This is a genomic window from Planotetraspora sp. A-T 1434, from assembly GCF_025420585.1.
Lineage (GTDB): Bacteria > Actinomycetota > Actinomycetes > Streptosporangiales > Streptosporangiaceae > JAOEGB01.
The window spans coordinates 148,450-172,534 of sequence record NZ_JAOEGB010000011.1 but is presented as its reverse complement, the minus strand read 5'-3'; the positions used below and the strand labels follow the sequence as shown (position 1 = coordinate 172,534).

27 protein-coding genes and 1 tRNA gene are annotated in these 24,085 nt (G+C 63.7%); 14 read left to right on the top strand and 14 right to left on the bottom strand.

Annotated elements, in window-relative coordinates; all coding sequences use genetic code 11:
- The first annotated feature begins 32 nt into the window (after positions 1-32).
- Complete coding sequence (locus N5079_RS16550; protein ID WP_261584712.1) at positions 33-1,868, top strand: glycoside hydrolase family 15 protein; 1,836 nt, start codon at positions 33-35, stop codon at positions 1,866-1,868.
- A gap of 120 nt (positions 1,869-1,988) precedes the next feature.
- Here the strand turns inward: N5079_RS16550 and N5079_RS16545 are convergent, their stop codons facing one another.
- A complete protein-coding gene (locus N5079_RS16545) occupies positions 1,989-2,393 on the bottom strand; it encodes an STAS domain-containing protein (protein WP_261584711.1) in 405 nt (134 codons plus the stop codon).
- A gap of 228 nt (positions 2,394-2,621) precedes the next feature.
- Positions 2,622-3,158: an ATP-binding protein gene (locus N5079_RS16540; protein ID WP_261584710.1), complete on the bottom strand. Its 537-nt coding sequence runs from the start codon at positions 3,156-3,158 to the stop codon at positions 2,622-2,624.
- A 179-nt stretch (positions 3,159-3,337) separates the two neighbouring features.
- Between N5079_RS16540 and N5079_RS16535 the strand changes: the two genes are divergently transcribed.
- From N5079_RS16535 to N5079_RS16510, 6 genes are all read left to right on the top strand, one after another.
- A complete protein-coding gene (locus N5079_RS16535; protein ID WP_261584709.1) occupies positions 3,338-3,577 on the top strand; it encodes a DUF397 domain-containing protein in 240 nt (79 codons plus the stop codon).
- Between the two features lie 99 nt (positions 3,578-3,676).
- Positions 3,677-4,585 (top strand): helix-turn-helix domain-containing protein, encoded by a 909-nt coding sequence (locus N5079_RS16530; RefSeq protein ID WP_261584708.1) that lies wholly within the window; start codon positions 3,677-3,679, stop codon positions 4,583-4,585.
- 149 nt (positions 4,586-4,734) lie between these two features.
- Positions 4,735-5,127, top strand: coding sequence for an ATP-binding protein (locus N5079_RS16525; RefSeq protein WP_261584707.1), 393 nt, complete (start codon positions 4,735-4,737; stop codon positions 5,125-5,127).
- A gap of 352 nt (positions 5,128-5,479) precedes the next feature.
- On the top strand, positions 5,480-5,599 hold the full coding sequence (locus N5079_RS16520) for a DLW-39 family protein (protein ID WP_211264163.1): 120 nt from the start codon (positions 5,480-5,482) through the stop codon (positions 5,597-5,599).
- A gap of 39 nt (positions 5,600-5,638) precedes the next feature.
- The gene (locus N5079_RS16515) at positions 5,639-6,355 is read left to right on the top strand and encodes an HAD family hydrolase (protein WP_261584706.1); all 717 of its coding nucleotides are present in this window, start codon (positions 5,639-5,641) and stop codon (positions 6,353-6,355) included.
- A 303-nt stretch (positions 6,356-6,658) separates the two neighbouring features.
- Positions 6,659-6,734: transfer RNA gene (locus N5079_RS16510), tRNA-Ala, on the top strand.
- Positions 6,735-6,790: 56 nt separating this feature from the next.
- On the opposite strand, the gene N5079_RS16505 is transcribed toward N5079_RS16510, so the two are convergent.
- Positions 6,791-7,534: a tyrosine-type recombinase/integrase gene (locus N5079_RS16505; RefSeq protein WP_261584705.1), complete on the bottom strand. Its 744-nt coding sequence runs from the start codon at positions 7,532-7,534 to the stop codon at positions 6,791-6,793.
- 307 nt (positions 7,535-7,841) lie between these two features.
- On the opposite strand from N5079_RS16505, the gene N5079_RS16500 reads away from it, so the two are divergent.
- Complete coding sequence (locus N5079_RS16500) at positions 7,842-8,645, top strand: DUF4231 domain-containing protein (protein ID WP_261584704.1); 804 nt, start codon at positions 7,842-7,844, stop codon at positions 8,643-8,645.
- Positions 8,646-9,058: 413 nt separating this feature from the next.
- Positions 9,059-10,375 carry a hypothetical protein gene (locus tag N5079_RS16495; RefSeq protein ID WP_261584703.1) on the top strand — a complete coding sequence of 439 codons (1,317 nt, stop codon included), beginning with the start codon at positions 9,059-9,061 and terminating at the stop codon, positions 10,373-10,375.
- Between the two features lie 104 nt (positions 10,376-10,479).
- On the opposite strand, the gene N5079_RS16490 is transcribed toward N5079_RS16495, so the two are convergent.
- Complete coding sequence (locus N5079_RS16490) at positions 10,480-11,529, bottom strand: DUF4145 domain-containing protein (protein ID WP_261584702.1); 1,050 nt, start codon at positions 11,527-11,529, stop codon at positions 10,480-10,482.
- A 751-nt stretch (positions 11,530-12,280) separates the two neighbouring features.
- Here N5079_RS16490 and N5079_RS16485 point away from each other — a divergent pair.
- On the top strand, positions 12,281-12,514 hold the full coding sequence (locus N5079_RS16485) for a hypothetical protein (RefSeq protein WP_261584701.1): 234 nt from the start codon (positions 12,281-12,283) through the stop codon (positions 12,512-12,514).
- A gap of 86 nt (positions 12,515-12,600) precedes the next feature.
- Here the strand turns inward: N5079_RS16485 and N5079_RS16480 are convergent, their stop codons facing one another.
- The gene (locus tag N5079_RS16480) at positions 12,601-13,029 is read right to left on the bottom strand and encodes a tyrosine-type recombinase/integrase (protein ID WP_261584700.1); all 429 of its coding nucleotides are present in this window, start codon (positions 13,027-13,029) and stop codon (positions 12,601-12,603) included.
- Positions 13,030-13,077: 48 nt separating this feature from the next.
- On the opposite strand from N5079_RS16480, the gene N5079_RS16475 reads away from it, so the two are divergent.
- Positions 13,078-13,320 carry a hypothetical protein gene (locus N5079_RS16475; protein WP_261584699.1) on the top strand — a complete coding sequence of 81 codons (243 nt, stop codon included), beginning with the start codon at positions 13,078-13,080 and terminating at the stop codon, positions 13,318-13,320.
- Positions 13,321-14,253: 933 nt separating this feature from the next.
- Positions 14,254-14,790 (top strand): STM3941 family protein, encoded by a 537-nt coding sequence (locus N5079_RS16470; protein ID WP_261584698.1) that lies wholly within the window; start codon positions 14,254-14,256, stop codon positions 14,788-14,790.
- 281 nt (positions 14,791-15,071) lie between these two features.
- On the opposite strand, the gene N5079_RS16465 is transcribed toward N5079_RS16470, so the two are convergent.
- A complete protein-coding gene (locus N5079_RS16465; RefSeq protein WP_261584697.1) occupies positions 15,072-15,554 on the bottom strand; it encodes a hypothetical protein in 483 nt (160 codons plus the stop codon).
- A gap of 325 nt (positions 15,555-15,879) precedes the next feature.
- On the opposite strand from N5079_RS16465, the gene N5079_RS16460 reads away from it, so the two are divergent.
- On the top strand, positions 15,880-16,425 hold the full coding sequence (locus tag N5079_RS16460; protein WP_261584696.1) for a DUF5958 family protein: 546 nt from the start codon (positions 15,880-15,882) through the stop codon (positions 16,423-16,425).
- 323 nt (positions 16,426-16,748) lie between these two features.
- On the opposite strand, the gene N5079_RS16455 is transcribed toward N5079_RS16460, so the two are convergent.
- The 6 genes from N5079_RS16455 to N5079_RS35545 all read right to left on the bottom strand — a co-directional run bounded on the left by N5079_RS16455 (position 16,749) and on the right by N5079_RS35545 (position 20,845).
- Positions 16,749-17,108 carry a ribbon-helix-helix protein, CopG family gene (locus N5079_RS16455; protein WP_261584695.1) on the bottom strand — a complete coding sequence of 120 codons (360 nt, stop codon included), beginning with the start codon at positions 17,106-17,108 and terminating at the stop codon, positions 16,749-16,751.
- A complete protein-coding gene (locus N5079_RS16450; RefSeq protein WP_169983936.1) occupies positions 17,105-17,350 on the bottom strand; it encodes a hypothetical protein in 246 nt (81 codons plus the stop codon). Before N5079_RS16450 ends, N5079_RS16455 begins: the two co-directional genes overlap by 4 nt.
- A 418-nt stretch (positions 17,351-17,768) precedes the next feature.
- Entirely contained in the window at positions 17,769-18,209 is a 441-nt protein-coding gene (locus tag N5079_RS16445) for a hypothetical protein (RefSeq protein WP_261584694.1), read from the bottom strand.
- Between the two features lie 91 nt (positions 18,210-18,300).
- Positions 18,301-18,453 carry a hypothetical protein gene (locus tag N5079_RS16440; protein WP_261584693.1) on the bottom strand — a complete coding sequence of 51 codons (153 nt, stop codon included), beginning with the start codon at positions 18,451-18,453 and terminating at the stop codon, positions 18,301-18,303.
- A 1,180-nt stretch (positions 18,454-19,633) separates the two neighbouring features.
- On the bottom strand, positions 19,634-20,113 hold the full coding sequence (locus N5079_RS16435; protein WP_261584692.1) for a hypothetical protein: 480 nt from the start codon (positions 20,111-20,113) through the stop codon (positions 19,634-19,636).
- A 567-nt stretch (positions 20,114-20,680) separates the two neighbouring features.
- The gene (locus N5079_RS35545; protein ID WP_410007795.1) at positions 20,681-20,845 is read right to left on the bottom strand and encodes a hypothetical protein; all 165 of its coding nucleotides are present in this window, start codon (positions 20,843-20,845) and stop codon (positions 20,681-20,683) included.
- A gap of 309 nt (positions 20,846-21,154) precedes the next feature.
- Here N5079_RS35545 and N5079_RS16425 point away from each other — a divergent pair, with 309 nt between their 5' ends.
- The gene (locus tag N5079_RS16425; protein WP_261584691.1) at positions 21,155-21,544 is read left to right on the top strand and encodes a hypothetical protein; all 390 of its coding nucleotides are present in this window, start codon (positions 21,155-21,157) and stop codon (positions 21,542-21,544) included.
- A 487-nt stretch (positions 21,545-22,031) separates the two neighbouring features.
- Here N5079_RS16425 and N5079_RS16420 read toward each other — a convergent pair whose 3' ends face one another.
- Positions 22,032-22,790: an SDR family NAD(P)-dependent oxidoreductase gene (locus N5079_RS16420; protein ID WP_261584690.1), complete on the bottom strand. Its 759-nt coding sequence runs from the start codon at positions 22,788-22,790 to the stop codon at positions 22,032-22,034.
- A gap of 46 nt (positions 22,791-22,836) precedes the next feature.
- Positions 22,837-23,919, bottom strand: coding sequence for an aldo/keto reductase (locus N5079_RS16415; protein WP_261584689.1), 1,083 nt, complete (start codon positions 23,917-23,919; stop codon positions 22,837-22,839).
- Positions 23,920-24,085: the final 166 nt, after the last annotated feature.

Genomic DNA, 24,085 nt, shown 5'->3' with positions numbered 1-24,085 from the left:
CCAATATGACAGGTATCTCGGAAATCAGCGGTATGTGGCCGGAAACTCAGCAATTTGCTCCTTCCGGCACCTCTCGGTACCTGCCGATCGCCGAGCACGGGTTGATCGGCGACCTCCGCACCGCGGCGCTCGTCGGCGTCAACGGCACGATCGACTGGTACTGCTGTCCGCGCTTCGACGCTCCCAGCGTGTTCGGGGCGATCCTCGACGCCGATCGCGGCGGGTCGTTCCAGCTTGCCGCCGACGTGCCGGCGCGGACCAAGCAGTTCTACTTCCCTGACACGAATGTCCTGATCACCCGGTTCTACGCCGCTGACGGCGTGGGGGAGATCCAGGACTTCATGCCCATCATGGACGAGTCGCGCGAGATCGACCGGCACCGGCTGATCAGGCGCGTGCTCTGCGCCCGGGGATCGCTGCCGTTCCGCGCCAGGGTCGCCCCCAGGTTCGGGTACGCGACCGAGCCGCACACCGTGCGGGTCCAGGAGGGCCAGGCGATCTTCACGGCGCCGTCGCTCTCCCTCACCCTGACCGCGAGCGTGCCGCTGGAAGCCGACAACCAGGACGTGTGGTCGCAGTTCAAGCTTCATGAGGGCGAGTCCGCGGTGTTCGCCCTCGACCGGGTCGGCGACGGCGTCGAGATGAGGTCGTGCCCGCTGGCCGAGGCCGAGGAGCAGTTCGCCGCGACCGTTAAGTTCTGGCGGACGTGGCTGTCCTCGTCGCGCTACCGCGGCCGCTGGCGCGAGATGGTCCACCGCTCCGCCCTGACGCTCAAGCTGCTGACCTACGCGCCGACCGGCGGGATCGTGGCCGCTCCGACAACGAGCCTGCCTGAGCAGATCGGCGGGGAGCGCAACTGGGACTACCGCCACGTCTGGATCCGCGACGCCGCCTTCTGCGTGTACGCGCTGCTCAGGCTGGGCTTCACGGGCGAGGCCGAGGCGTTCATGGACTTCCTGTCCAGGCACGTCACGACCTGTGGCGTCGACGAATCGGGCCCACTGCAGATCATGTACGGCATCGACGGCCGGTGCGACCTCCCCGAACGCGAGCTCGGCCACCTGGAGGGCTACCAGGGGTCGGCCCCCGTGCGGACCGGGAACGCCGCCGTCGATCAGCTCCAGCTCGACATCTACGGCGCCCTCATCGACTCGATCTATCTGTACGACAAGTGGGGGCAGCCGATCTCCAGCGACCAGTGGGACCAGGTCTGCGTGCTGGTCGACTGGGTCTGCGACAACTGGGACCAGCCCGACGAGGGGGTCTGGGAGACCCGGGGCGGCCGCAAGGACTTCGTGTACTCCCGGCTGATGTGCTGGGTGGCGATCGAGCGTGCCACGCGGATGGCCATTCATCGTGGCCTGCCCGCCGATCTGTCGCGCTGGCGCGAGAACCGCGACACGATTTACCGGCAGATCATGCGGCGCGGCTGGTCGCGGGAGCTGCAGGCGTTCGTCCAGCACTACGACGAGGACGTGCTCGACGCCGCCGTCTTGATGATGCCGCTCGCCAAGTTCGTCTCCCCAACGGATCCCAAGTGGCTGTCCACCCTCGACGCCCTCGGCGAGGCGCTGGTGTCGGACTCGCTCGTGTACCGCTACGACCCCCGGACCAGCCCGGACGGCCTGCGCGGCGAGGAGGGCACGTTCTCGATCTGCTCGTTCTGGTACGTCGAGGCGCTGGCCCGCGCCGGCCGGCTCGACGAGGCCCGCCTGGCCTTCGAGAAGATGCTGACCTACGCCAACCACCTCGGCCTGTACGCGGAGGAGATCGGGCACACCGGTGAGCAGCTCGGCAACTTCCCGCAGGCGTTCACCCATCTGGCGTTGATCAGCGCCGCGTTCAAGCTCGACCTCGCCCTCGGTTAGCCAGGGAGCATCAGGCGGAGGCCGCTTCGTGGCACCTGGTGACACCTGGTGGCACCCGATGGACCGCGAGCGGCGGCTCGGACGGTGGCGAAGGAGGGGGCTTGAGTGAAGGGGGCCGGGTCAGGGGCAGGGAGTGGGGCCGAGCATCTCCAGCAGGCGGGCCATGTACGGTGGCACGTTCCGCAGACGCATCCGGTCTCCCGGGCAGCCGCTGGGCGCCAGGGCACGCAGTCCCGCCAGGTCGACGAACCGCAGGTCCCCCGTGTCGATCTCGATCTCGCCGTGCGAGTCGCGGGCCTCGCTCAGCACGGAGGCGAGGGCAGCGCTGTTGGAGACGTCCACCTCGCCGGTGAGCACCACGGACGAACTCCCGGCCGCCCAGCTCACGCGCAGGTGCCGGTCGGTGTAGAGAACCGCGTCCACGCTGTTCGCCGCGTTCGGGGTGGTCGCGGCGTTTCCCGTATTCGCCCTGTTCCCGGTCACGATGCCGAGCCGGTGATCGTCACCACGAGTCGCACCTTCCAACCGGCCAGGATCGAGGCAGGTGCCGTGCGCCACCGCCCACGACCACCCGTGGATCGATTCAAACAATGCCCGCCTAGATTTACCGCATCCCGACCGGCTCAGGATAGGGATCGAGAGCCCGCGCCTCCACATCTCGCGGGCGAGTGCCGTACGGCATCGGCGTTCTCGCGAGCGGTCCCCCTCAGGTAGCCGGAGAGCCGGTCCTCAGGCGGCCGGGCCCGCGCGATCTCAGCGACAGGCTTCCATCCGGGCCTTGGTGACGGTGAAGCCGGCCCAGACCGCCTTGCCCAGGGGGCGCAGAGGCGTCCATCCCCACATGCGGCTGACTCCGGCGACCACCTGGAGGCCGCGCCCGTTCTCCGCGACGTAGTCAGGCTCGCGCAGCACGGGAGGGTCGCTGCTCGGATCGGTCACCACGCACAGCAGCGAGCGGCGCGAGCGGAACATCAGCAACCGGACCGGATGGGGACGGATGACCGGATAGCGCAACCCATGCCGGACGGCGTTGGTAACCAGTTCGCAAACCGCGAGAGCGGCGTCGTCGATGAGCTCCGACATCGTCCACGTCCGCAGCACACCGGCCGTGAAACGCCGGGCCGTACGGGCCGCAAGGATGTCACGGTGGAACTCCTGGATCGCGACCTGAAGCCTGGCGTGTCCCTCGTCCCACTCGTCGTTCGCCCACGGCCAGGCGCAGCCGTCCGGAAAGACCTGGTCGAGAGTGGTCAGCCAGCCGTCCCAGCCCTCGCTATCGGCTTCTGCCACGGAAGCGGTGTCTGTCCGATAACCAGTCATTTTGGGAGCCCTATGAGGTCGATGTCGGCCATGTGACGGGATCACTCGAGTTAGTCATACTGCCGCTAATGATGTTGCTGTGCAAGTACGGATGCACGTGCAAACGCACAGCGTCGTATTGTGACCGGTAAACCGGAAGTGAGGCGCAGATGACCGCCATCTACAACGGAATGCCATCGTCCCTGTTGGGGCAGGTCGCGTGGCGGAAGAGCCGGCACAGCAATCCGAACGGCAACTGCGTGGAGCTCGCGGAGCTGCCCGACGGCCAGGTCGCCATGCGGAACTCGCGGCATCCCGGCGGTCCCGTTCTCATCTACGCCCGGCAGGAGCTGGCGGCCTTCGTGCTGTCCACCAAGGACGGCGAGTTCGACGATCTCATCCGTGGCTAGAGGATTTGGTCCTTGACTGATCACCCCACTTGCGCGAAAGAGCCGTGCGGGTATCGTGAACCTGGCGTAAATCGTCCGGTGCGCCCCATAAGGACTCATATGACTGCGGCCTCCACAGAGGGCGCGCCACGCCCCCGCTATCTCCACGCTCAGCTCCGTCGCAGTTCTTCGACAGTCCTCCGGATCCTCCTGGGCACACAGCTGCGCCGTCTGCGCGAGCGCAGGAGCATCACGCTGGAGGAGGCCGGCCGGGCCATCCGCGCGTCGCACAGCAAGATCAGCCGCATGGAGCTGGGCCGTGTCAGCTTCCGCGTACGGGACATCGGCGATCTCCTGACGTTGTACGGCGTGACCGACGAGGCCGACCGTGAGGCGCTGGTCTCGCTTGTCTCCCAGGCCAACACCCAGGGCTGGTGGCACAGCTACGACGATGTCCTGCCGTCCTGGTTCGAGACGTATGTCGGTCTTGAGCAGGCCGCCGGAAGCATCCGGAACTATGAGGTCCAGTTCATCCCGGGCCTGCTTCAGACCGAGGACTACGCGCGTGCGGTCGTCCGGCTGGGGCATCCCGCCGCACCCGCGGATGACGTCGAGCGCCGCGTCCGGCTGCGCATGGCCCGGCAGGAAGTGCTGACCCGGCCGGACCCTCCGCACATCTGGGCGGTCGTCGACGAGGCCGTCCTGCGCCGCTCGCTCGGCGGCCCGGACGTGATGCGCGACCAGATCCAGCGGTTGCTGGAGCTGGTCGCCCTGCCCCATGTGACCCTGCAGGTGGTGCCGTTCAGCGTCGGCGGCCACGCCGCGGCGGGCGGGCCGTTCAGCATCCTGCGCTTCTCCGAGGCCGACCTTCCCGACGTCGTCTACCTCGAACAGCTCACGAGCGCCGTCTATCTCGACAAACCCGAGGACGCCGATCGCTATCTCGCGGTCATGGAGAGCCTGTGCGTGGACGCCGAACCGGCACAGGAGACCGGCAGAATCCTCGCCCAGATCATGACGGAGCTCTGAACTGTGTCGTAGCATCCTGACCAGCCTCGTTACCGCATGTCCGTCATCCTGTCGCGGCCTTCGGCAGATGCCGCACCAAAAAAGACGTGTCAGGTGCGTATCGGGGGTTAAAGGAGTAGTACCACTGTGGCGAACGCGGGAAGGCGGTGATGACGTTGACGGGCAGCCTGCTGAGCCTGGAGTTCGATCGAAGCTCGATCACCCGGGTGCGGCATCTCGTCACTGAGTCGGCGCAGGACGCCGGGCTGAAGGGCGCCGCCCTCGAGGACTTCGTGCTGGCTGTGCACGAGGCGGTGACGAATGCGGTGCGGTATGCCTCGCCGCCGCGCGGCATCGCGATGTGGACGGAGCCGGGGCGGCTGGTATGCGAGATCACGGACATGGGGCCCGGCATCCCCACCGAGGTCCTGGAGCGTGAGGAGCCGGCCACCCGGTTCGACTTCGGGGGCCGGGGGATCTGGCTGATGGAGCGCCTGGCCGGCGCGGTCGTCCGTACCGGCCCCGAAGGCACGACGGTCAACCTACGCGCGACTCTCCCCTGATCGCTTGGTACGGCTTTGTTTTGACGCAGTTTGATCCATTTTTGTTTGGTTTCAATGGCTTCCGCTTATAGCGGAGTCGAGGGTCCGGTGTCCGAAACCACCCCCCACCACCGGCTCTCCCGCCGCTCTTCCCAGGGGTTAGCGCCGCGACGACCTGGGCACTTCTGATCTCATCCACCAGCCACGCGAGCCGTACGGCAGGCCGGACAGGCGGGCCGTATCGGCAGATTCGGCGCGACCGATTTCCGAGCTAACGGGGTCACGGGCCGAACCCTTGCTAGGCTGCAGGGAACCGTAGAACCGGGCGTTGTCTCACCCGGCAGGTGAGACCGTTGAGAAGTGGGGTCACACCGTGAAGAAGCTGCTCGTTCTCGCGCTGGTCGCTCTCGGGGGGCTGCTGGTCTGGCGCAAGGTGCAGGCTGACCGCGCCGAGCTGGACCTGTGGACCGAGGCGACCGGTAGCGAGAACTGACCATCCGGGATGGGTCGTGATCGTGGAAAAGGTGCGGGAATGACACCCGTCAAACTGGCCTGCCTGGACCTGGCGGGTACCACGATCGGTGACATCGCCATGGTCGAGAGGGCGTTCGCCGAGGCGATCGCCACGCAGGGCATCGTTCCCGGGACCAGTGCGTATGCACGTGCCATGGTGCATGTGCACAGGTCCCGGGGATGTCCCAAGATCGAAGTGTTCCGCGGCATCTTCCCCGGCAACGAGGCACAGGCGCAGGCGGCGAACCTGACGTTCGAACGTTCCTATGAGGGGGCGATCGAGCGGACGGGGCTCATCCCCCTGCCCGGAACCGTCGAGGCGCTCGACAAGCTCCGCAGCGCCGGAGTGAAGATCGCACTGATCACCGGTTTCAGCCGGTCCACCCTGGGCCGGGTCCTGAGCACGCTCCCCTGGGCCGACAAGCTCGATCTCGCCCTGTGTCCCCAGGACGCCGGGCGCGGCCGTCCCTATCCCGACATGGTCCTGACGGCGGGCCTGCGGGCGGGGATCGAGGACGTCCGGCACGTCGCCGTGGCCGGCGATTCGGAGAACGACATGCTCTGCGGCAGCCGCGCCGGCGCATCCATCGTCGCGGGCGTGCTGACCGGAGTCCACAGCCGTGAGCGCATGCTGAGCGGCGGCGCCACGCATATCCTGGACTCGATCGCGGACTTCCCCACATTGATCCTCAGCAGCGAGCTCAGCACCCAGAAGGTGGCCACCTCCGTCTGGTGACCTCGTCTGGTGACCTCGCACGCCCTATGAGGCCGCAGTACGGCGGGCCTTTACGGCCGTCGGCTTTCCTTGGCGTCGCCGGTGGTCGGAGGGCCATCATGAACCGGACCGCCGGCACGATGACATCCCCCGCTCGACGTCGGGCGGGGGACACCACGGCCCCGGTCCGGTCGGTTTGCCGCGTGGCTCACCCGCATCTCGGCGTGCTGGATGCGCCGAGTGGCGCGGAGACCGGGCCTGTTGCTACGGTGTACGGACCGAACAGCTGGCGATCTGTGCGTTCGCACAGCTCGTGTTCGCTCAGGGGCCTTAGCTCAGCTGGCAGAGCGCCTGCTTTGCAAGCAGGAAGTCAGGGGTTCGAATCCCCTAGGCTCCACCAGCCAAAACGCCGCTTCTCCGATCATGGGAAGCGGCGTTCGTGCCATTAACGTGCCATTAGCTCTTGCCGGCATCGCGTTCCGCCTCGACTCGCGCGCTGAGGGCATCGGCGATCTTCCGGTCGGCGTCACGCGTGGCGTGCTGGTAGATGAGCGCGGCCCGGTCGCTGTCGTGGCCCATCCGCGCCTTGAGGTCGGCCAGGCTCGCGCCCGACTGCGCGGCGAGCGTGTTGCCCGTGTGCCGCAGGTCATGGAAGTGCAGGCCCTTGACGCCCATCTCCTTGAGCGCTTCCGCCCACTTGGCCTCACGCCGGAAGTTGCCACCGCGGAGGAACGCACCACGCTTGCCGAGAAAGACGAACGCGTCGTCGCCCGTGCCGGTGAACTGGTCGAGGTGGTCGACGAGCGCCGGAACGATGGCCGAGGGGATGCTGACGATGCGCTTGCCGGCCCGTGACTTGGGCGGCGCGAGCACCATGTCTCCGCCGTCCAGCTCGATGAGCTGTTCCCGGACGCGGACCGTGCGCGCTTCGATGTCGATGTCCGAGCGCCGCAGCCCGATCACTTCGCCCCATCGCAGGCTCGCGAAGGTGGTAAGCAGGATCAGCGCCCGGAATCGCCGGTCCGCCATCCGGTCTGCCAGCTCGAAGACCTGGGCGACGGTGAGAATGGGCCGCTCCGGCGTCTGCTCGTTGTCCGCACCCTTGATCCGGCAGGGGTTCTGGCTGATCAGCTTGTCCTCTTCGACCGCCGTCATGAGAACGGCACGCAGCAGCCGGTACGCCTTGGCGGCCGTGGACACCGAGACACCTTTGTCTATGAGGGCGGCTCGCCAGGAGCGGACAAGCGCTGTGGAGAGTTTGCCGACCGGCACTTCGCCGAGGCCGGGAACGATGTGCCGCTCAAGGCGGCGGCGCTGCGCGCCGCCTCGCGGCCCGTCGCCCGCTCGGCGGCCGGGCATGCGGCCTGGGGGCCGGTCCCGGCCGCCGGCAGCTCGGACCGCCTGATCTAGGGACGTAACCAATGCGAGCCAACCAGTGGCATCGCTGCTGATGTCGATCTAGTCTTTTGTGGATCGTCAAAGCCTATGGCCTGCCCATGGAGCGACTATGACTAAGGACCTCGAAGTACGGCAACGAGAGACAGCCACCGCTTTGGATCAGGGGCAAACCGTTCTTCGAGGGCTTAAGGCGGTCCAGCGCCTCCGCGTGATATGGCTGCTGGCAAGTTTGGGAGCTACGGGGTTCCTTGGCTGGGCAATGCTCGTAGGTATATGGGCCAACTATCGTGATACCTTCAGCGTTATAGGAACGATCGCGGCTCTTGTATCAACGGCCGTAGCGTCCATATTTCTGCTAAAAGCAAGACCTGAAATCGATGAGGTCCGATACAAGCTTCACGAATTACAAGCGCAGCACCGCAATCTGGCGGCATCCCAGGAGGCGGATTCCCTGGTTGCCCTTCGGATCTATCGAGTATCCGCTCTTGATGACGTCCATGACCTGGAGCGCCGTGCTAGTCGCAACCGGCGCACAGCAAACCTGTTTCAGTGGGCAATCATCGTAGGCTCAGTTTCCGCCACTAGCCTTACTGGTGCTGCTGCCACTAATCCCAACACCCAGGATTGGTTCAGATGGCTCGCCGCGGCGATTAGCGCGGTGGTCAGTGTATCGGCGGGAGCTACGGGGTTCTTTAAGTTTCGGGAGCGCAGTTTTGGTCAACAGCAAACGGCGGATGCCATCAAGAAACACTATAAAGCTGTTGAGCTTGGCATAGGAGAGTATGAAGGCGATGACGAAAACGTTGCTCTGGGACGTTTCGCTCAAAATGTCGAAGCTTTAAAGGATGAGCAGCGCAAACGTGAGCTTCAATTGGAAGAGTCGACCGAAAGTCGAGAGAACCAGAAGGGATAGCGAAATCATCGCCTTCCGCCCTCCTCGCTGCTCAAGTATCCGGACGAGACCCGCCGACTCAAGGGCGCCTGTGGCGTCGCTTTGCGATCAACTTCGTTGACCCTTGACACGACGGTCTCGTCCTGGGGATCGGCAGATACGAGGAGGACGGGGGAAGACCAGGGAACGGAAGTTGCTGCCCCTCTCGCATGCCCGTGCGCCCGCTCGGCGGCCCGGCACGCCGCCTGGGGCCGGGTCCCGGCAGCGAGATGCGAGAGCGCACGGACAGGCGTCATTTGGGAGCTGGACGATCCGGACTTGTAGTTGATGAAAGCCGAGGATGCTCACTTCAGCCTCTACTGGTAGGTCTCGATTTTGTCACTGACCGATTCAGGCGCGACGCTTGGGCTCCACGGTGCGTAAGACTGACGCGCATGAGCAGCGAAGAACCCCTCCCCGGCTTGATCGCAGACGCAACAGACAGCGCCGACGCGATCCTCTACGAGGGACGAGGACACCTACTGGAACTAGATATGCCTTGTTCCGTTACGGTCACGATGGAATGGTTTCCGCGTCACCAGATTAAGGTTTCACTGACGTCGGATCAGTCAGAATCGAGATGGTTGCAGCTCCACAAGATTCGACCTTTCCGCGTTCGGCTAGAAGATTTAGATGGCTCGAACAACACCATCGAGGTATATCACCGTAGATCGGCGTGGAACATGGCCACAGCGTGGCTGGCCGAGAGAACAATCATGGGCCAAGCATCGTCACCCGTAAATCAGATCTCAGGATCCCTAGTCAACTTTGTCAGCACTCTGGGTTCTCCGCTGGCGACTACTTCACAGCGCGAGTCGTGGGCGTGGGCTGGCCGGCAGCAATGGGTTGTTGACGGGTGGGAAATAACGATCGATGCACGTCCCGATCTTTCCCCTGTGCTGGAGGGGCTGGGTGAATCTGGGGGATTCGCCCGGACCCATGCCATCCGTGTCAGAAAGGCCGATAGTACAGAGTTCGTAGAAGCGAATGTCGCTGAGGTGATGGAGGCGCTACACCTCTCGCTATCCTTTTTGATCGGGCGCTACTTTGCCCCGGTATATGGAGGACGGGATTCAAAGGGCGATAAGGTCTGGGAGGAATGGTCGTGCCCAAAGGTCGATCAACTTACGCAGGGTCGTCAAGAACTCTGGAACGTCAGCATGGGAGTCGAGCTAGAAGAAGTCGCTGTTCCTTTGATGCACAGCTTTCTTACCCCTTCCCGACGGTCGGCCATGAGTTTTCTAACGCAAGCTTATCTTGGTGCTAACGGTACCGCCCTCCTTGAGCAGCGAGTCCTGCTTGCTGTTGCTGCAATCGAACATCTCGCTTGGATTCGTCTCGTGCACGAGCAGGGCATGGATCCTAAAAAAGTCGACAGTGAAAAGGCCGACTGGCGCGTAAGAAGACTGTTGTCTGATGCGGGCATCAGTATCTTCGTTCCTAAGCATCTACCGGCCTTGGCGGCTTATGCTAAGGCGCAGGGCGGTGATGCAGCTAAGGCGGTCGCGGAAGTTCGCCATAATCTTACTCACCCAAAGAATCCGAGCGATATCTACCTTCATAAAGGACTATTGCGTGAATCTTGGCTGATACTATCCCATTGGCTCGGACTCCTGATCTTTTCCTGGGTCGGCTATAAAGGTCGAGTCATCGACACCTCCAACCTAAACAGATGGAGTGGTGATACCATCCCGATGCCACAGAAACCATGAATATCCCAGAGTGCAAGTAAGCCGCCGCTTCTTCATTAAGTCAGCGAGGGCTCCGTCGAGCCTATGAAGGCTGCGCTAGCGAAGTCATAAGCGTAGTTGGTCCGTCAAGTTATAACGATTGATAGGTCGTGCTGATATGGCCTATGTACAGCAGCGAGGCTCTCGCCGCCGATCCAGCCCGGATGATGAGTCCTGATAAGCCCAGCGAGGATTTCGATAGCATCGAGAACTGTATTCTGGCTCGGTGGGATGCCTTGGTGCACCGCAGAATTCCGAGGGTTTAGAATTTTTTCCTTCGTACCCGTGGGAATACTAATGCTGGCATCTTCCGCTGTCTTAAGCAAAGCGCCCAACGTTTTTTTGTGATTCGTGGGCAAGCCTAGTAGCTCCGTATATATCGCCTCGACTGCGGTGCCTATCTCCGATATTGCCTGGCGCCATTTACGTCGTTGTGCGGCCAATTGGGCGGCGCCATGTAATGTTACGGCCATTGGTGCCGTGATAGTCGGATTGTTGGTGAGTTCGACTATTCTAGCGAACTCACCCTCTTCAATAAGGCGTTCGCTCAACGGGTTGGCCCGTTCAGCTACTTCGATCGACAGCGGTCCTGCACTTGAATCGATTTTACTACGGCTGCCCTCCAACTCGGCCCAGCTAAGCATTTGTTCACTAGGGCGAGCGATTACACCGGGAATCGGATCGGTGAGATCTAGGGGTTGGTTGACAATCAGTTGGGTCCATGAGCAGAATCTTTTTACCCAGTCCTGCAATTCGCTTTTGAGTTCATCTGGAGCACTGGCTATGTGATCGCTGAAATCTGACCGCATCTCGCCAGTCCAGTCGTCGGTTGTGATCGTGAAGGCAAGTGCCTCGATGGATACCTGGAAGTTTTCCGGGTTGGTTGGAGAATAGGTAGTCCAGTCGCCCCACGATTTTCGATTTGGCATGCAATTTGAAGCTCTCTCGAACCCTAGGGGCGGGGCAAGCGTTGGCCCTCCTCCCTGGTCAGGATTCCTCCTTTTAATTGGAAGTGACAATGTGCCGTTCAGATTCTTCAGAATGATGTTGGTCGTTGTGCCCAGAAGTTGCGAGCTAATGATCGCTGCTACTTCCAGTGGCAATATAAAACGAAAAGTGGTCGGCTTCTGCTGCATACGCAATCCTCTCAACCCAGGCCGGGGAATAGACGGCCCACCCATCATGCTAGGAGAAGCGTCGTGTTTGACATTGTCCCGTCCTACTCGCTGGTCGAGTGTCCCGAACGTGCCCGCCGAGTCAAGGGCGCCTGCGGCGTCGCTTCGCGATCAGCTTCGCTGACCCTTGACACAGCGGTCCCGTCCTGGGGATCGGCAGCTACGAGGAGGATGGGGGCGGTCCAGGAGACGGACCGCGCCGGCCGCGCGTCTGGGCGGCCCGGAGGCGTGATCGTCGTGCCATTAGCGTGCCATTAAGGGCGGTCAACAGGGGGTACTCACGGTCACTCGCGGACTGCCTCTCGCCCAGGTCGCGGCCGTTTCCCCTGGTGATCAGGCCGATTTGCAAGCAGGATGTCAGGAGTTCGAATCTCCTAGGCTCCACCCAAGGTCAAAGGCCACCTCCCATGATCGGGAAGTGGCCTTTTTGATCTCGTACAGCAGCGAAATTCAGCAACGGCTACGAATCCCGTTGCTCACCGAGCGGACCTTCGGATCGCTGTGCTTCTCTGGCCGACCGCAGCTCTCCCGAGGGGGTGGGTACATGGCTGATCTTCTCAGTCCGCCTTGATCCACTATCTTGACGTGCACGCCATCCTCGCAGAGGATTCGGTCGGGGGGCGACATGGGAAGCGCGTTGATCCACATACTTGAGCTCTTCGGTTGGGTCGTGCCTGTCTCGATAACGGCTTGGCTCGTAGGCTCCGGTCGAATGATCAGCGCACATGGCCGCTTGAGGCGACCTGATCCGGACCGGATCACTGGCGTGGCGGTTCCTGTTGACGCGCAGCACAAAGCACGCATGCTGATCATGTCAGGACGGCGCATTGCCGCCATCAAAGAGATTCGCCAAGCCACTGGTCTTCCCCTCGCACCTGCCATAGATGTCGTCGAGGCGCTCCGTTGCGGAATTGAGTTACCCCCAGCGGTTGACCACAACGATTGACCGCATCAACCCACGACAACCGCCGACGCCCCCCGATCGCCGTGACGGCGAAACGGCACGCCAGCAGCACCCGCCGACGACATCCTTTACGAATCCAGTTGCTCACCGAGCCGCTTGAGCGCCTTGCGCGTCTCCTCTGACGAGACCTCGCTGTAGATGTTCATCGTGACCGAGATCTGGCTGTGCCGGAGGATCTGCATAGCCACACGCGGGTGAACGTCGAGAGCGACGAGGAGGGACGCGCAGGTCTTCCGGGTCGCGTGTACGTGAACCTTCCGCACCTTGGCCTTGGCGCAGGCATTGGCGAAGCTTCGCCGGAAGTTCGACGGCTCGACTGGCCGGCCGCTTGCTGTGGTGAACACGAGTCCCGTCTCGTGCCAGTTCTCCCCAGCCGCAGCGCGGGCCGCACGATGGTCGGCGAGGCGACCTCGGAGAGCCGCGGTGACGATGCCAGAGCAATGCCAATGATCGAGACGACCGTCAGCGAACGACACGACTGGCAGCAGCAGAGCCATGCAGTCCTCGGGCGTCTACTCAATCGCGCCCGCGATGAGGGACTACCCGTGATCGCATGGACGATCACGGATGCTGGAGCCGGACCCTTGATCGTGGGCAATTGCTACGCCCCCGACCCCATCCAGCGTCGTCACGACTTCGAGACCTGGGCTGAGATTCTGCAAGCCACGGCATGGCCGAACGGTATCCAGCGCGACGGCGTTCTTCGCCTGCATGCCCATTCCAACGGGTTCGACGGGGCTGTGTCCGTGTCGGTGTCAGCCGAGTTCGCGGCCGACGAGATGAGCTGACCTGTTACGAATTTCCCTACGTCGTCAAGCCGCCTTCGGCGGAGAGGGAGGGGGAGGCGACGTGGGGGAGGATGCCCGGGAGGGGAAGCGGGCTCGACGATCCAGGAGGAGAGGCGGCCCCCAGGGGGAGGGGGACCGCCGGGGATGGGATCGGCAAAGGGGGGCTGTTTCCTGAGCTGCTTACGGAGACACCGCGGGGGGATCGAGTGAGGGGGATGCACAGCGCAGCCCGATTGCCATTCACGGCCCGCAGTCAACAGAGGCACACGGACACAGGGTCTACCAGTTGGACCGCGCGCCCGCCCGCCGGCGGGCTGCGGCTCTTCGGCCGGTCCCGCCGTTGGCGGCGCGCACCACGCCGACAAGCGGCGTGGGCATGAAGATGGCGGCATTGGCTTGTGCCGATGGAGAGTTCTCTCCCAATGGTGAACGGGTCATGGCCATGAGCAGACACGAAGCCGAGGAGACCCGGAGACCGAACGGGGCGACGCTGGCGGGGAGAGAGAAGGAAGGGGCGAGGAAGAGGCGGGGAAGGCGCAGGGGAAGACCTTGGGGCGCTGCCCCAAACCCCGGGGCGCTCCGGCTCCGAGAGCAGGACCCGCGCACAGGGCGGGCCGTAGATGGTTGCGGTGAAGTCCTGATCGCTCGCCAGCCATCGACCCAGGCAAGCCCAGCAGCCCGACTCCTCCAGGTCAAGCCCAGCCGTGCAGGTAGGGCAACCAGCGGATGTGGAAGGTGACCGGGAACATGTACACAGTGAGAATGGGCCTGCCCTTCCGTCGCCGGCCCGCTGTCCTGCGGATGGGTCGAAGGCAGACGAGAGATCAGGACCGGGTGAAGATGTGCGGGAACGTGATGCTTATTCTCCCTGGCGGACAGCGCAGTCATGGGTGAGACTGTCGACTGGGACCGTCAGTAGGCGAGGTAAAAATGATGGAGTTACCCGACAACGACGTGGTCGAATGGCGGCGTTCGATCCCGAGAACGCTGCTGATACTGCTTCTCGGCATGGTCATGGTCGCCGTGTCCGCAGCCATCGCGTTCGACTGGTTGAGGACCGGATTGGGCATCCTCGCGACGATTGTTGGATGGCTGGGGATGGTCCTTTTCTCAGTCGCCAGCCTCGGATGGGTTTGGCAGCTCACGCGGAAGGATTCGGTCGTCATCCAGGTCGGCCCTCTGGGTTTCCATGATCGGCGCGTGTCGGCGGAGCCGATCCCCTGGGACAGTGTCGACGGGGTCACTACGCACACGAATCAGCGTCAGCGATTCCTGATCCTGCAGATGGCGCCAGAGGTTTGGCGGCGTTACTTGCATTCACGCCCGTTCTCGTTCCTGTCGCGGATTACCGCGATGTCGCACGGAGGAGTGGGCGTCAGTACGAACGGGCTGGACCGCTCATTCGACGAGCTTGTCGCCACTGCGAACAAATGGCACCATTCGGCGCGACCCAACTCAACGGATTCGTAAAGCACGACAGTGGGCCTGTGTACTACAGCAACCGGTACAGCAACGCCGCCTTACACGACCACACCGCACCGGCCCGCATCTACCGGCTGAGCGGGGCGGCGAGCTATCAACGAGGGGCCTGCCCTTCCCTTGTAAGCAGAAGGTGGGGTGCGTGACCAACTGCGTGACGACGACGATGGACAACTGCGGACACTGACGGACGGCAGTGGATGATCCTCGCAGGTCGAGCCCCAGTAAGACCAGTTCGAACACGTGTCGCCGTTGCCTGATAAGCAAGCGTGTCACGGCAGTGCGGGCCAGAATTGCAGGCGGTACGTCTCAAGTCCTTGGGGAGGCTGCTCGTCCGGGTAGCGCGCACCGGGGCCAGGGCGGACATTTGCGCGCACGAGCCAGTTCCGAGCTTGTTTGCGGAGGTCCATGAGTTTGCCGGAGGAACTGCCGAAGGGCCCGACCACACGCAGCTTGCCGGAAGTCAAGTACAGTTCTACCGTCTCACTTCTGGCCCACAGGGCGTCATCGGCCGGCGGTTCCCCATCCCAAAGTTCCAGCATGACCTCAACCCTGTGCCAGTCATCCGCCTCACTGGTGATGATGCCGACGTTCGCCGTGGTGATGAACCAGTCGGTCACGTTCGCCCGGTCCGAGAGTTCCCAGAGGTCCTCGGCCCCTTCCGGTACTCCGTTCGCTCCATCGAGGTCCATAATCATAAATTGTCGATACTCGACTGTGATCACGTCCGTGAGGCGTTCAGTCAGGCGGGGCATCGCTGTCCTTAACACGAGGAGGGGCAGGCTAGGCGCGACGATGCTATCCCTCGTCGATCGCGTCGTAGGACTCACACAGGAGCAGCTTGCATCGTGACTGGCTCTCGTCGAAAAGCGGAAGCCAGGTTTGAGGGCATGACGGAGCCGGGCACTTTGGGGGCACACGGCTCCGGAAAACGCTGGCAAGCGATGACAACGAATGGAAGCGTTTCCGCAGGTCGCTCCAGTTGTAGGGCGAGAGCATGCAGGTAGGGAGCGTGCGGAAATTGAACCCGGCCTACAGACCGACTGGTCCGCATCACCGCGCCCCGCCTAGCTCGGATGCGTGATCAACTGCGTGCCCAAACCGGTACTCAGCGAGGGGGCCGCGTACAGCAATCGGGCTGGTCATGATAGTGAGGGTGATGTGCACGAGCATGCGGTCATTCTGAATAAATTGGCGCAGAATTTTCGTCCAATGTCGTGGGATGTCGTCTGGTTCGAGGGACTAACAGCTGAGGACCAGTTGGTCGTGCTACGCGATCTCGCCAACTACTGCATTCAGGCTGGTGCCGTCGTCGAGGATGGGCCAGAGAGTGTCCTTTTTGCGGGGATACGGCTCACCCATACTCCGGCGGTACTGATAACTCGGGGGCGACTGGCTGAGCAACTGGCGAAGATTATCAATCTGCCACAGGACGAGCGCGCCAAGGCATTCCGTCTTCTGATCGCGCTTCTGACTGTCGCGGACGGGCGCCGACGTGAGCGCTACTGCGCCGGCGGATGCAGCCACGCATGGCACCAACTGAGGAACCAGCGCGAAACGGAACGGCCACTGCCCAATCATGAAGGGGTGTGGAACCCTAAAGGAGATGAAACCTGGTCGGCCTAGTGCTGCGTACAGCAACCGCTACAGCAACGCCGCCTCACACGGCCACACACCACCGGCCCGTAACTGCCTCTTCAGCAGGGCAACGAGCCCTCTACGTCGTGCCTGGCTCCCGTTTGCAAGCAGGAAGTCAGGGGTTCGAATCCCCTAGGCTCCACCCACTCAAGAGCCCAGGTCAGGAGCCGTTTCCCCCGCCTGGGCTTTGATCGTCAAATCGGCCTTCGGCTCTTCCGCGCCCCGTTGCGTGTCCCATTCCCTCTGGAATTGCCCTCGTGCGAGGCTGTCGAGTTGCTTGGCCACCTGGTGCTGTCGCCTGTCGCGCGTGCTCATCCCGCTCTGAGGAATTGCTCAAAGGCTTCCCGCGCCAGCGCGGACACACTCTTCCCTTCTTGCTCGGCGCGGGCCTTCGCGCGTTCGCGCAACTCCTCTGGAACTCTGAAGGAGACTCTTGGGGAATGTGTGCCCTCGCCTGTGAGCGATGGACGTCCGGGGCGGCCGGTAGGCACGGGTACGCGGCCCTCGTCGATCGCTCGATGAACGTCGCTGATTGCATCTCGTACGTACTCGTCCGTGATCAGGTTGCCTTTGGCGTCGTAGATCTCTTCAGAGTCGCTGTCGATATCGGAGTCGTGGTCCAGGGCCAGTTCGATGTCTTCGGGTGGCCAGGCTGCCTCGTGCTCAGTCATGGCGTCCTTCTCCGTAGCGCGGTTGGCATCACGTGGATGATCACTAAAGCTTTGTCGGTGAGGATGCCGATCACCTCCAGCTCTATGCCCCGATCATCGGGGCCGATCCAGACCCATCGGTCCTCCAGCGTCGGGTCGGTGGCCGGCACGATCGCTGGCGGCCCAGATCGGACGACATGTAAGGCATGCGCCTGTCCGATGCGGTGCTTCCGCGCCGACCGGTAGAAGCGCAACTTTTTCATGCCCATATTATGTCGGACACAACCGCTGTAGGTAGGGGCTTCCGGTCTGCAGCGCGCCACCCTTGAAACGGCGGTCGCGTCCTGGGTATCGGCGGCTACGAAGAGGACGGGGCGGACCAGGGGCTTGCGGCCCGTGCCCGCCGGCAGGACGCGAGCCTGATCGCCGTGCCATTAGCGTGCCATTAAGGGCGGTCACCAGGGGGCACTCACGGTCACTCGCGGGCGCCTCCTCGCCCAGGTCGCGGCCGTGTCCGCTGGTGATCAGGCCGATTTGCAAGCAGGAAGTCAGGGGTTCGAATCCCCTAGGCTCCACCCCACGTCAAAGGCCACCTCCCATGATCAGGAAGTGGCCTTTCTGATCTCGTACAGCAGTGAAATACAGCAACTGGTACGACTGAACCGGCCCGCCCTTGTCGAACTACGTCCCCGGCTCCCGCAGTTGAGAATCAACGAAGGCTTCGGCTTCTGACTGGCTCATGTTCTCGTGGCTCCGCACGAGGAACACAGCTTCCTTCCGGCGGCCAGAAGAGACGAGCTTGCGAACTCGTGTGCTCAGGTCGCCTTCCCAGGGCATCGGGAAGTCTGGTAGCACTTGACCGGCTTGCAGGGCCTTCGCTACATCCTCCGCTTCCCTTCGGGACACCTGACTCTCCTTGCGGATCAGCTTGACGGCATCCGCGTGCTTGCCCGCCTCAAGGAGGTCGTGGGCTCGGACCTGTACTCCAATGGGCGTGATGAGCCCCAGGTCGACATGAACCTGCAGCACCTCACGCCTGGATCTCCATGCACGGGTTCCCCACCCAAGGACCACAAGAAATAGGAGAAACAGGATCAGCTGTAACGGTCCCAGGTCGAACACGCGCTGATCATAGTAGGGGCGGCGCCCAAAGGCAGGTCCGGGATGCGGAAGGCCACTCGTCAGGAGTGGCCTTTTATCGTGTAAGCGACGTCTATGAACCGAGATGCTTGCCCAGGCGTTTCAGCGCCTTGCGGGTCTCCTCCGACGAGACCTCGCTGTAGATATCCCGTAGCCGGGCTTTGGCCAGGACGTCCAAGCCCATATAGCGGCGGGCTTCGGTCCACTCGTCAGGTACTTCGATCACTGGCTACACGACGTCTTCCACCACGATCAGTCGTAGCGTGGTGCATCCGCTGGGGGCACTTTCGGGGCACATGGCACCGGAAATTGCTGGCAAGCGATGACAACGAACGGAAGCGTCATCGCAGGTCGCTTCGGAGGCGGGGGCGAGAACGTGCAGGTAGAGAGGGTGCGGAATTTGTACCGGCCTACAGGCCGACTCGAGGACGGTGCGCGAGCGTGCGGAACCGCACAGGTCCTTGCACGGTGACGCAACGTTGAACCCGGGCTGCTCGGGACAGAATAAGGGGCATGAGTGCAGAGGTCGTTGCCGAGAACCTCAAAGTTGGCGATCTTGTTGAGCTGTCGACTCAGTTAGGTCCCCAGGTCGTCCGTTTGACCATGGTCGAACCGCGCGCGAACGGGCTAAAGTTCACCGGTCTTCGTAGCGACGGCGCTCGGTACTCCTTTGGAATGAAGTACGGGGAAACCGCGACTGTTCCAGAACCATAGAGATCAATTACAGCAGCTAGATACAGCAACCCTGGCTCACACAACCATACAGCACCGACTCTCAACTACCGACTGAACAGGGCAGGAAGCCCTCTACGTCATGCCTGGCTCCCGTTTGCAAGCAGGAAGTCGGGGATTCGAATCCCCTCGGCTCCACCGGCCAAAACGCCGCTTCCTCGATCATCGAAAGCGGCGTTCGTGCCATTAGCGCTTAACGATCTTGCCTTTCGGCTTCCACGCGGACCCTCAGCGCGTCGGCGATCTTCTGGTCGGTATCGCGGGTGGCGTGCTGATAGATCGACGCCGCCCGGTCGCTGTCGTGCCCCATCCGTGCCTTGAGATCGGCGAGGCTTCGCCCGTGACTGCGCGGCGAGCGTGTTGCCGGTCTGCCGAAGGTCGTGGAAGTGCAGGCCCTTGACGCGCCCATGCCCATTTCCTTGAGTGCTTCCGCCTACTTGGCCTCCCGACGGAAGTTGCCCCACGCAGGAACGCACCGGGTTTGCCGAGGAAGATGAACGCGTCTCGCCTTCGCCGGCGAACCGGTCAAGGGCGGCGCTCTGCGCCGCCTCGCGGCCCTGCGCCCGCTCGGCGGCCGGCCATGCGGCCTGGGGCCGGTTCCGGCCACCGCGGCTCGGGCCGCCGTGCCCACCCCTGTCCCTCGGAGTACACCGCCGCACCACCGCGAGGGCGAATCACTCATCATCCGGATCAGCCAGCAGCATCACGCGATCAGAGTCGACATCGAACCCGAGCACCGGGTGAACATCAACGCCTTCCGGCATCAGCAGCACCGGTTTCCGCAGGCGCCGCCCGATCACCCGAAACAGATCACACAAGATGTCCAGCCGCTCCTGACCTTGCAACTCTCGCAAGTCGACATCGAAGTCGATCGACTCCGCGCTGAACGGCCGAAAGACCGCCAGCACCTCCGGTACCGGCCAGACCCTCAACGCGACCGCTGCCCCACCAGCAGCCACCATCTCGGCGGCAGGCGGCAGGTCGAGCACCTCGCCATCCTGGGAGTACTCATACGCCCACCCCTGCGACCCGACCAGGTCAAGAAGCGCCTGCCAGTCATCAAGGCCTGTTCCCTCGATAACCACATCAGGCAGCACTCCGTACAGGTCCACGTCGAAGAAGTGCTTCACCTCAGCCCATAGCAGATCAGACACGGCACCATAATCGCCGCTCCAAGGGGCCTCCGGCGGGTGCCTCGGCTCCGGGTGATCGCCCGAGCAAGAGGGGGTTCGTAGCTGGCTGAGGTGGAAGCCTGATCACCCCGCCCGCCACGACCCAGGCGCATCCCAGCAGACCGGCTCCTTCGGAGAGCAAGCCCCGTCTGTGGCCGTAGGGCAACCAGCGGGCGGGGAAGCTCACCGGGAACATGGAGCACGTGAAGACGAGGCTTGCACCTCCGTCCCCGGCCCGCTGCCGCTGACTCGCCCACCCGCCCACCGGCCACTCCGCGTCAGTGACACCCTCCTGTGACAGGCGTGTGGCCCGGAACTGCCCATACGCAAGGGGGATGGCTCAGTGGGAACCCGCTGGGCGGTTAGCCGCCCATAGTCGGTCCGGCGTCGCCCCGCGGCGAGCCGGCCTCGGTAGACGTCGATCTTGTGGTCGATGAGCTTGAGGTTCGCCTGCACCTCAGCGAGCTTGGCGGTCACGTCGGCGCGGTGGGCCTCCAGGAGGGCAAGCCGTTCCTGCTCGTTGCCGTATCCGGCGGATACGAGCTGGGCCTAGCGCCGGATGGTCTTGATGGGCATGCCGGTGGCCCGCAGCCTGGTGCATACGACGATCCAGTCTCGAGATCGAGCTGGTGGTAGCGCCGCCAGCCGCCGTTGGTGCGGTCGACGGGGGCGACGACCCAGGCCGACACGTTCGTAGTAGCGGAGGGTGTGCACGCTGACCCCCGTGCGGCGAGTGGCCTCAGCGATGCCAGGCCCTCCTGAGGGTCGGAGCGAGCGGGCCCGGATTCCGGCTGTGGCTCGTGGGTGTTGCCCGTGATGCCTGCCAGCACGGGTGTGGCGACTGCTCTGCCAACCATTGGCGGCGGGTGCTGCCACCACGTGTGGTGCGCTCGGTTCCTGACTGCTGAGGCTTCATGGTTTCGGCTCGAATCGTCCGGACGTCTCCTGGCTCTAATCGGGCGGGCGGGCGTGTGGAGTGCCAGCATGGTTTATCAACCGATGGACCAACAGAGGCGGAGCGTCGTGGAATCTCTCGAAAAGCTGGGCGGAAAAATCGCACTGGCCGGGGTCGGGGCGCTGGCGTTAGTGGCGCTTGCATTGGGTGGAATTGCCGCGACGCACCAGTTCAGCGGGCCAGAGGTGACCATGGTGAAGGAGACGAAAGCGGTCAGCGGTCCGGGAATGCTGTTAACGAACGTGGTGTGTGGAAAGGGCCTGAGGGCCGTGGGCGGAGGCTATGCCTTTCGGGGGTCCCATGACCCGAGGAAGCCGGTGACGTTCCCGGTCAGCGCACCCAGCAGCACGAGCGACACTCCTGGTGCTGTTCAGAACGCCTGGGACTTTGTCGTGGTGAACTCCATGAGCGAGAAGATCAGCGTCGAGCTGTACGCGATGTGCGTCCCCGCGGGTTGACCGTAGGCCACCATCCACTCCGACCGGCTTCGTGCCGACCCCTACGACGTACGGCCGAGCCGCCTGGCCACGAAGGCGGCCGCGGGATGACGGCGCGGGCCGCCGTACAGTACGGCGACACAGCAAGCAACGTGTCCGTCGTCTCTTGGCCGCTCTTGACGAGCTCGAAGAGGCCGATGTCGAACCCGTAGAGCGTTTGATCCACCGGCTTCGCCAATAGCCCAGATGATCCCACCCCCTCGCTGTTAAGCCCTCCGGACGAGGCCCCTCCTGCGTGCCCGCTGCGTGGCCGATGGGGCGGTCGCCAAGGGGAAGCGAGGGGGAGTAACGGGAACGCGATCAGCGGCCCGAACAGCAGGAACGCAGGAGAAGCCAGATCGGCTTGCGTGTTCGCAAGCAGGAAGTCAGGGGTTCGAACCCCCCTACGCTCTGGAAGTGCAGGCCCTTAAGCCCATGACTCCTCGGATGGTGTTCGCGCGTGCCCGGGTTACGGCACCGTGTAGCCGCCGTCGATGGGCAGCGCTACGCCCGTGATGAATCCCGCCTTGTCGGAGCAGAGCCATACCACGGCGTCCGCAATCTCGTTCGCGCTGGCGATTCGCCCCAGAGGGTGGGCGGCGATGATCGACTTCATGGGTTCCTCGTTCGGGTCCACCGTTGCGATCATCGGAGTGTCGACCAGGCCGGGGCACAGAGCGTTGACGCGGATACCGTACGGCGCGGCCTCGAGCGCCGAACTCTTGGTCATACCGATCTCAGCGGCTTTGGTGGCCGTGTACCCGGAGAACCCGGGCACGCCTACCAGGCCCGCGCCGGAGGACATGTTCACCACTGAGCCGAAGCCCTGCGCCGTCATCTGCCTGAGCTCGTACTTCATCGACAGAAACACGCCGCGCACGTTGACGGCGATCATCCGGTCCAACATCTCGGTCGAGTAGTCCGTGGTGAGCTGGAATTCGCCGTCGTAGCCGGCGTTGTTCACGGCGAAGTCCAGCCGGCCCGTGTCCCCGACCGCCGCCTCCACCGCGGCCTGCACTGCGGATTCGTCGGACACATCGGTCACGACGTGGCGGGCCGAGCCGCCGTCGGCTTCGATCAGGCGCACGGTCTCCTTCAGGGTCTCCGGCGTGCGACCTGCGACGGTCACCAGCGCGCCCTCGGCTGCGAACGCCAGGGCTGTCGCGCGCCCGATACCGGATCCGCCTCCGGTGACGAATGCGGTCTTGCCTGCGAACTGCTTCATCATCTCGATCTCTCCGTGTGTTCTCTTGCGTCGTTGTTGGGTTGGGCGCTCAGTAGCGGGCGTCGCTGGACCGCAGCAGCGGGGACACGATCGACGGGCGCCCGTCCACGGTGGCTCCGGCGAACTGGAGCATCGCCGCCAACGTCCTGTTGTTGTCGGCTGGGAAGTTCAGCGTGGGAGCCGACACCTCATCCAACGCGCCGCGCTGGGTGTCGGTGAGGGTCACGTCCAGGGCGTGCACGTTGGCCTTGAACTGGTCCATGCGGCGGGCGCCGACCAGGGTCGAGGTGATCCCGGGGCGGCCCTGGACCCAGGCCAGGGCCACCGCGGCGGGACTGGCACCCACCTCGCGAGCGACGGCGTTGAGGGCGTCGATCACCACGTAGTCGGCCTCGCTGGGGGCTCCGACGAGCTGCGTGCGGGTGCTGTCGACCGGGCCGGTGGTGGTGCTGGAGTACTTGCCCGACAGGAACCCGCTCCTCAGCGGCCCCCACGCCATCACTCCCATGCCCATGGCCTGGGCCATCGGGATCAACTCCCCTTCCGAGGTCCGCTCGAGCAGGGAGTACTCCAGCTGCAGCGCGATGATCGGAGCCCATCCGCGCAGGCGCGCGATGGTGGCAGCCTCGGCGGTCGCCCACGCGGGCACGTCGGAGAACCCGACATAGCGGACCTTGCCAGCGCTGACGAGGTCGTCCAGTGCGCGGAGGGTCTCCTCGACCGGCGTGGCCGGGTCGAAATTGTGCAGCCAGTAGATGTCGACGTAGTCGGTTCGCAGGCGCCGCAGCGAGTTCTCCAGCTGTTGCACGATCGCCTTACGGCTGGGTCCGCCACCGTTGGGGTCGTTTGCGTAGAGATTGCCGAAGAACTTGGTGCCGATCACGACCCGGTCACGCAGTGCGTGCTGTCCGGCGAAGTAGTCGCCGATGATCTTCTCGGAGTGGCCGTTGGTGTAGATGTTGGCCGTGTCGATCGAGTTGCCGCCCCGGCCCAGATAGGCCGCGAGGATGCTCTTCGACTCGTCTGGGCTGCTACCCCACCCATGGTCCTCGCCGAAGGTCATCGTGCCCAGCGTGAACGGGCTGACACGCAGTCCCGAGCGGCCGAGCGTGACATAGGAATCGAGCGACATCGCGGAGCTCCTGTTGGTAAGTCTTAGAGACGCCGCGGAGGGCGTCCCTCTGTGCTCCTCCAGCCAACCCCGATGCCCGATGATCTCCTAGACCGATGCGCGCGGATCGTTGCACGATCCGCGCAACGTCGCTCGGATCATGTTGGACTGCCTTACTCGTTCCTGG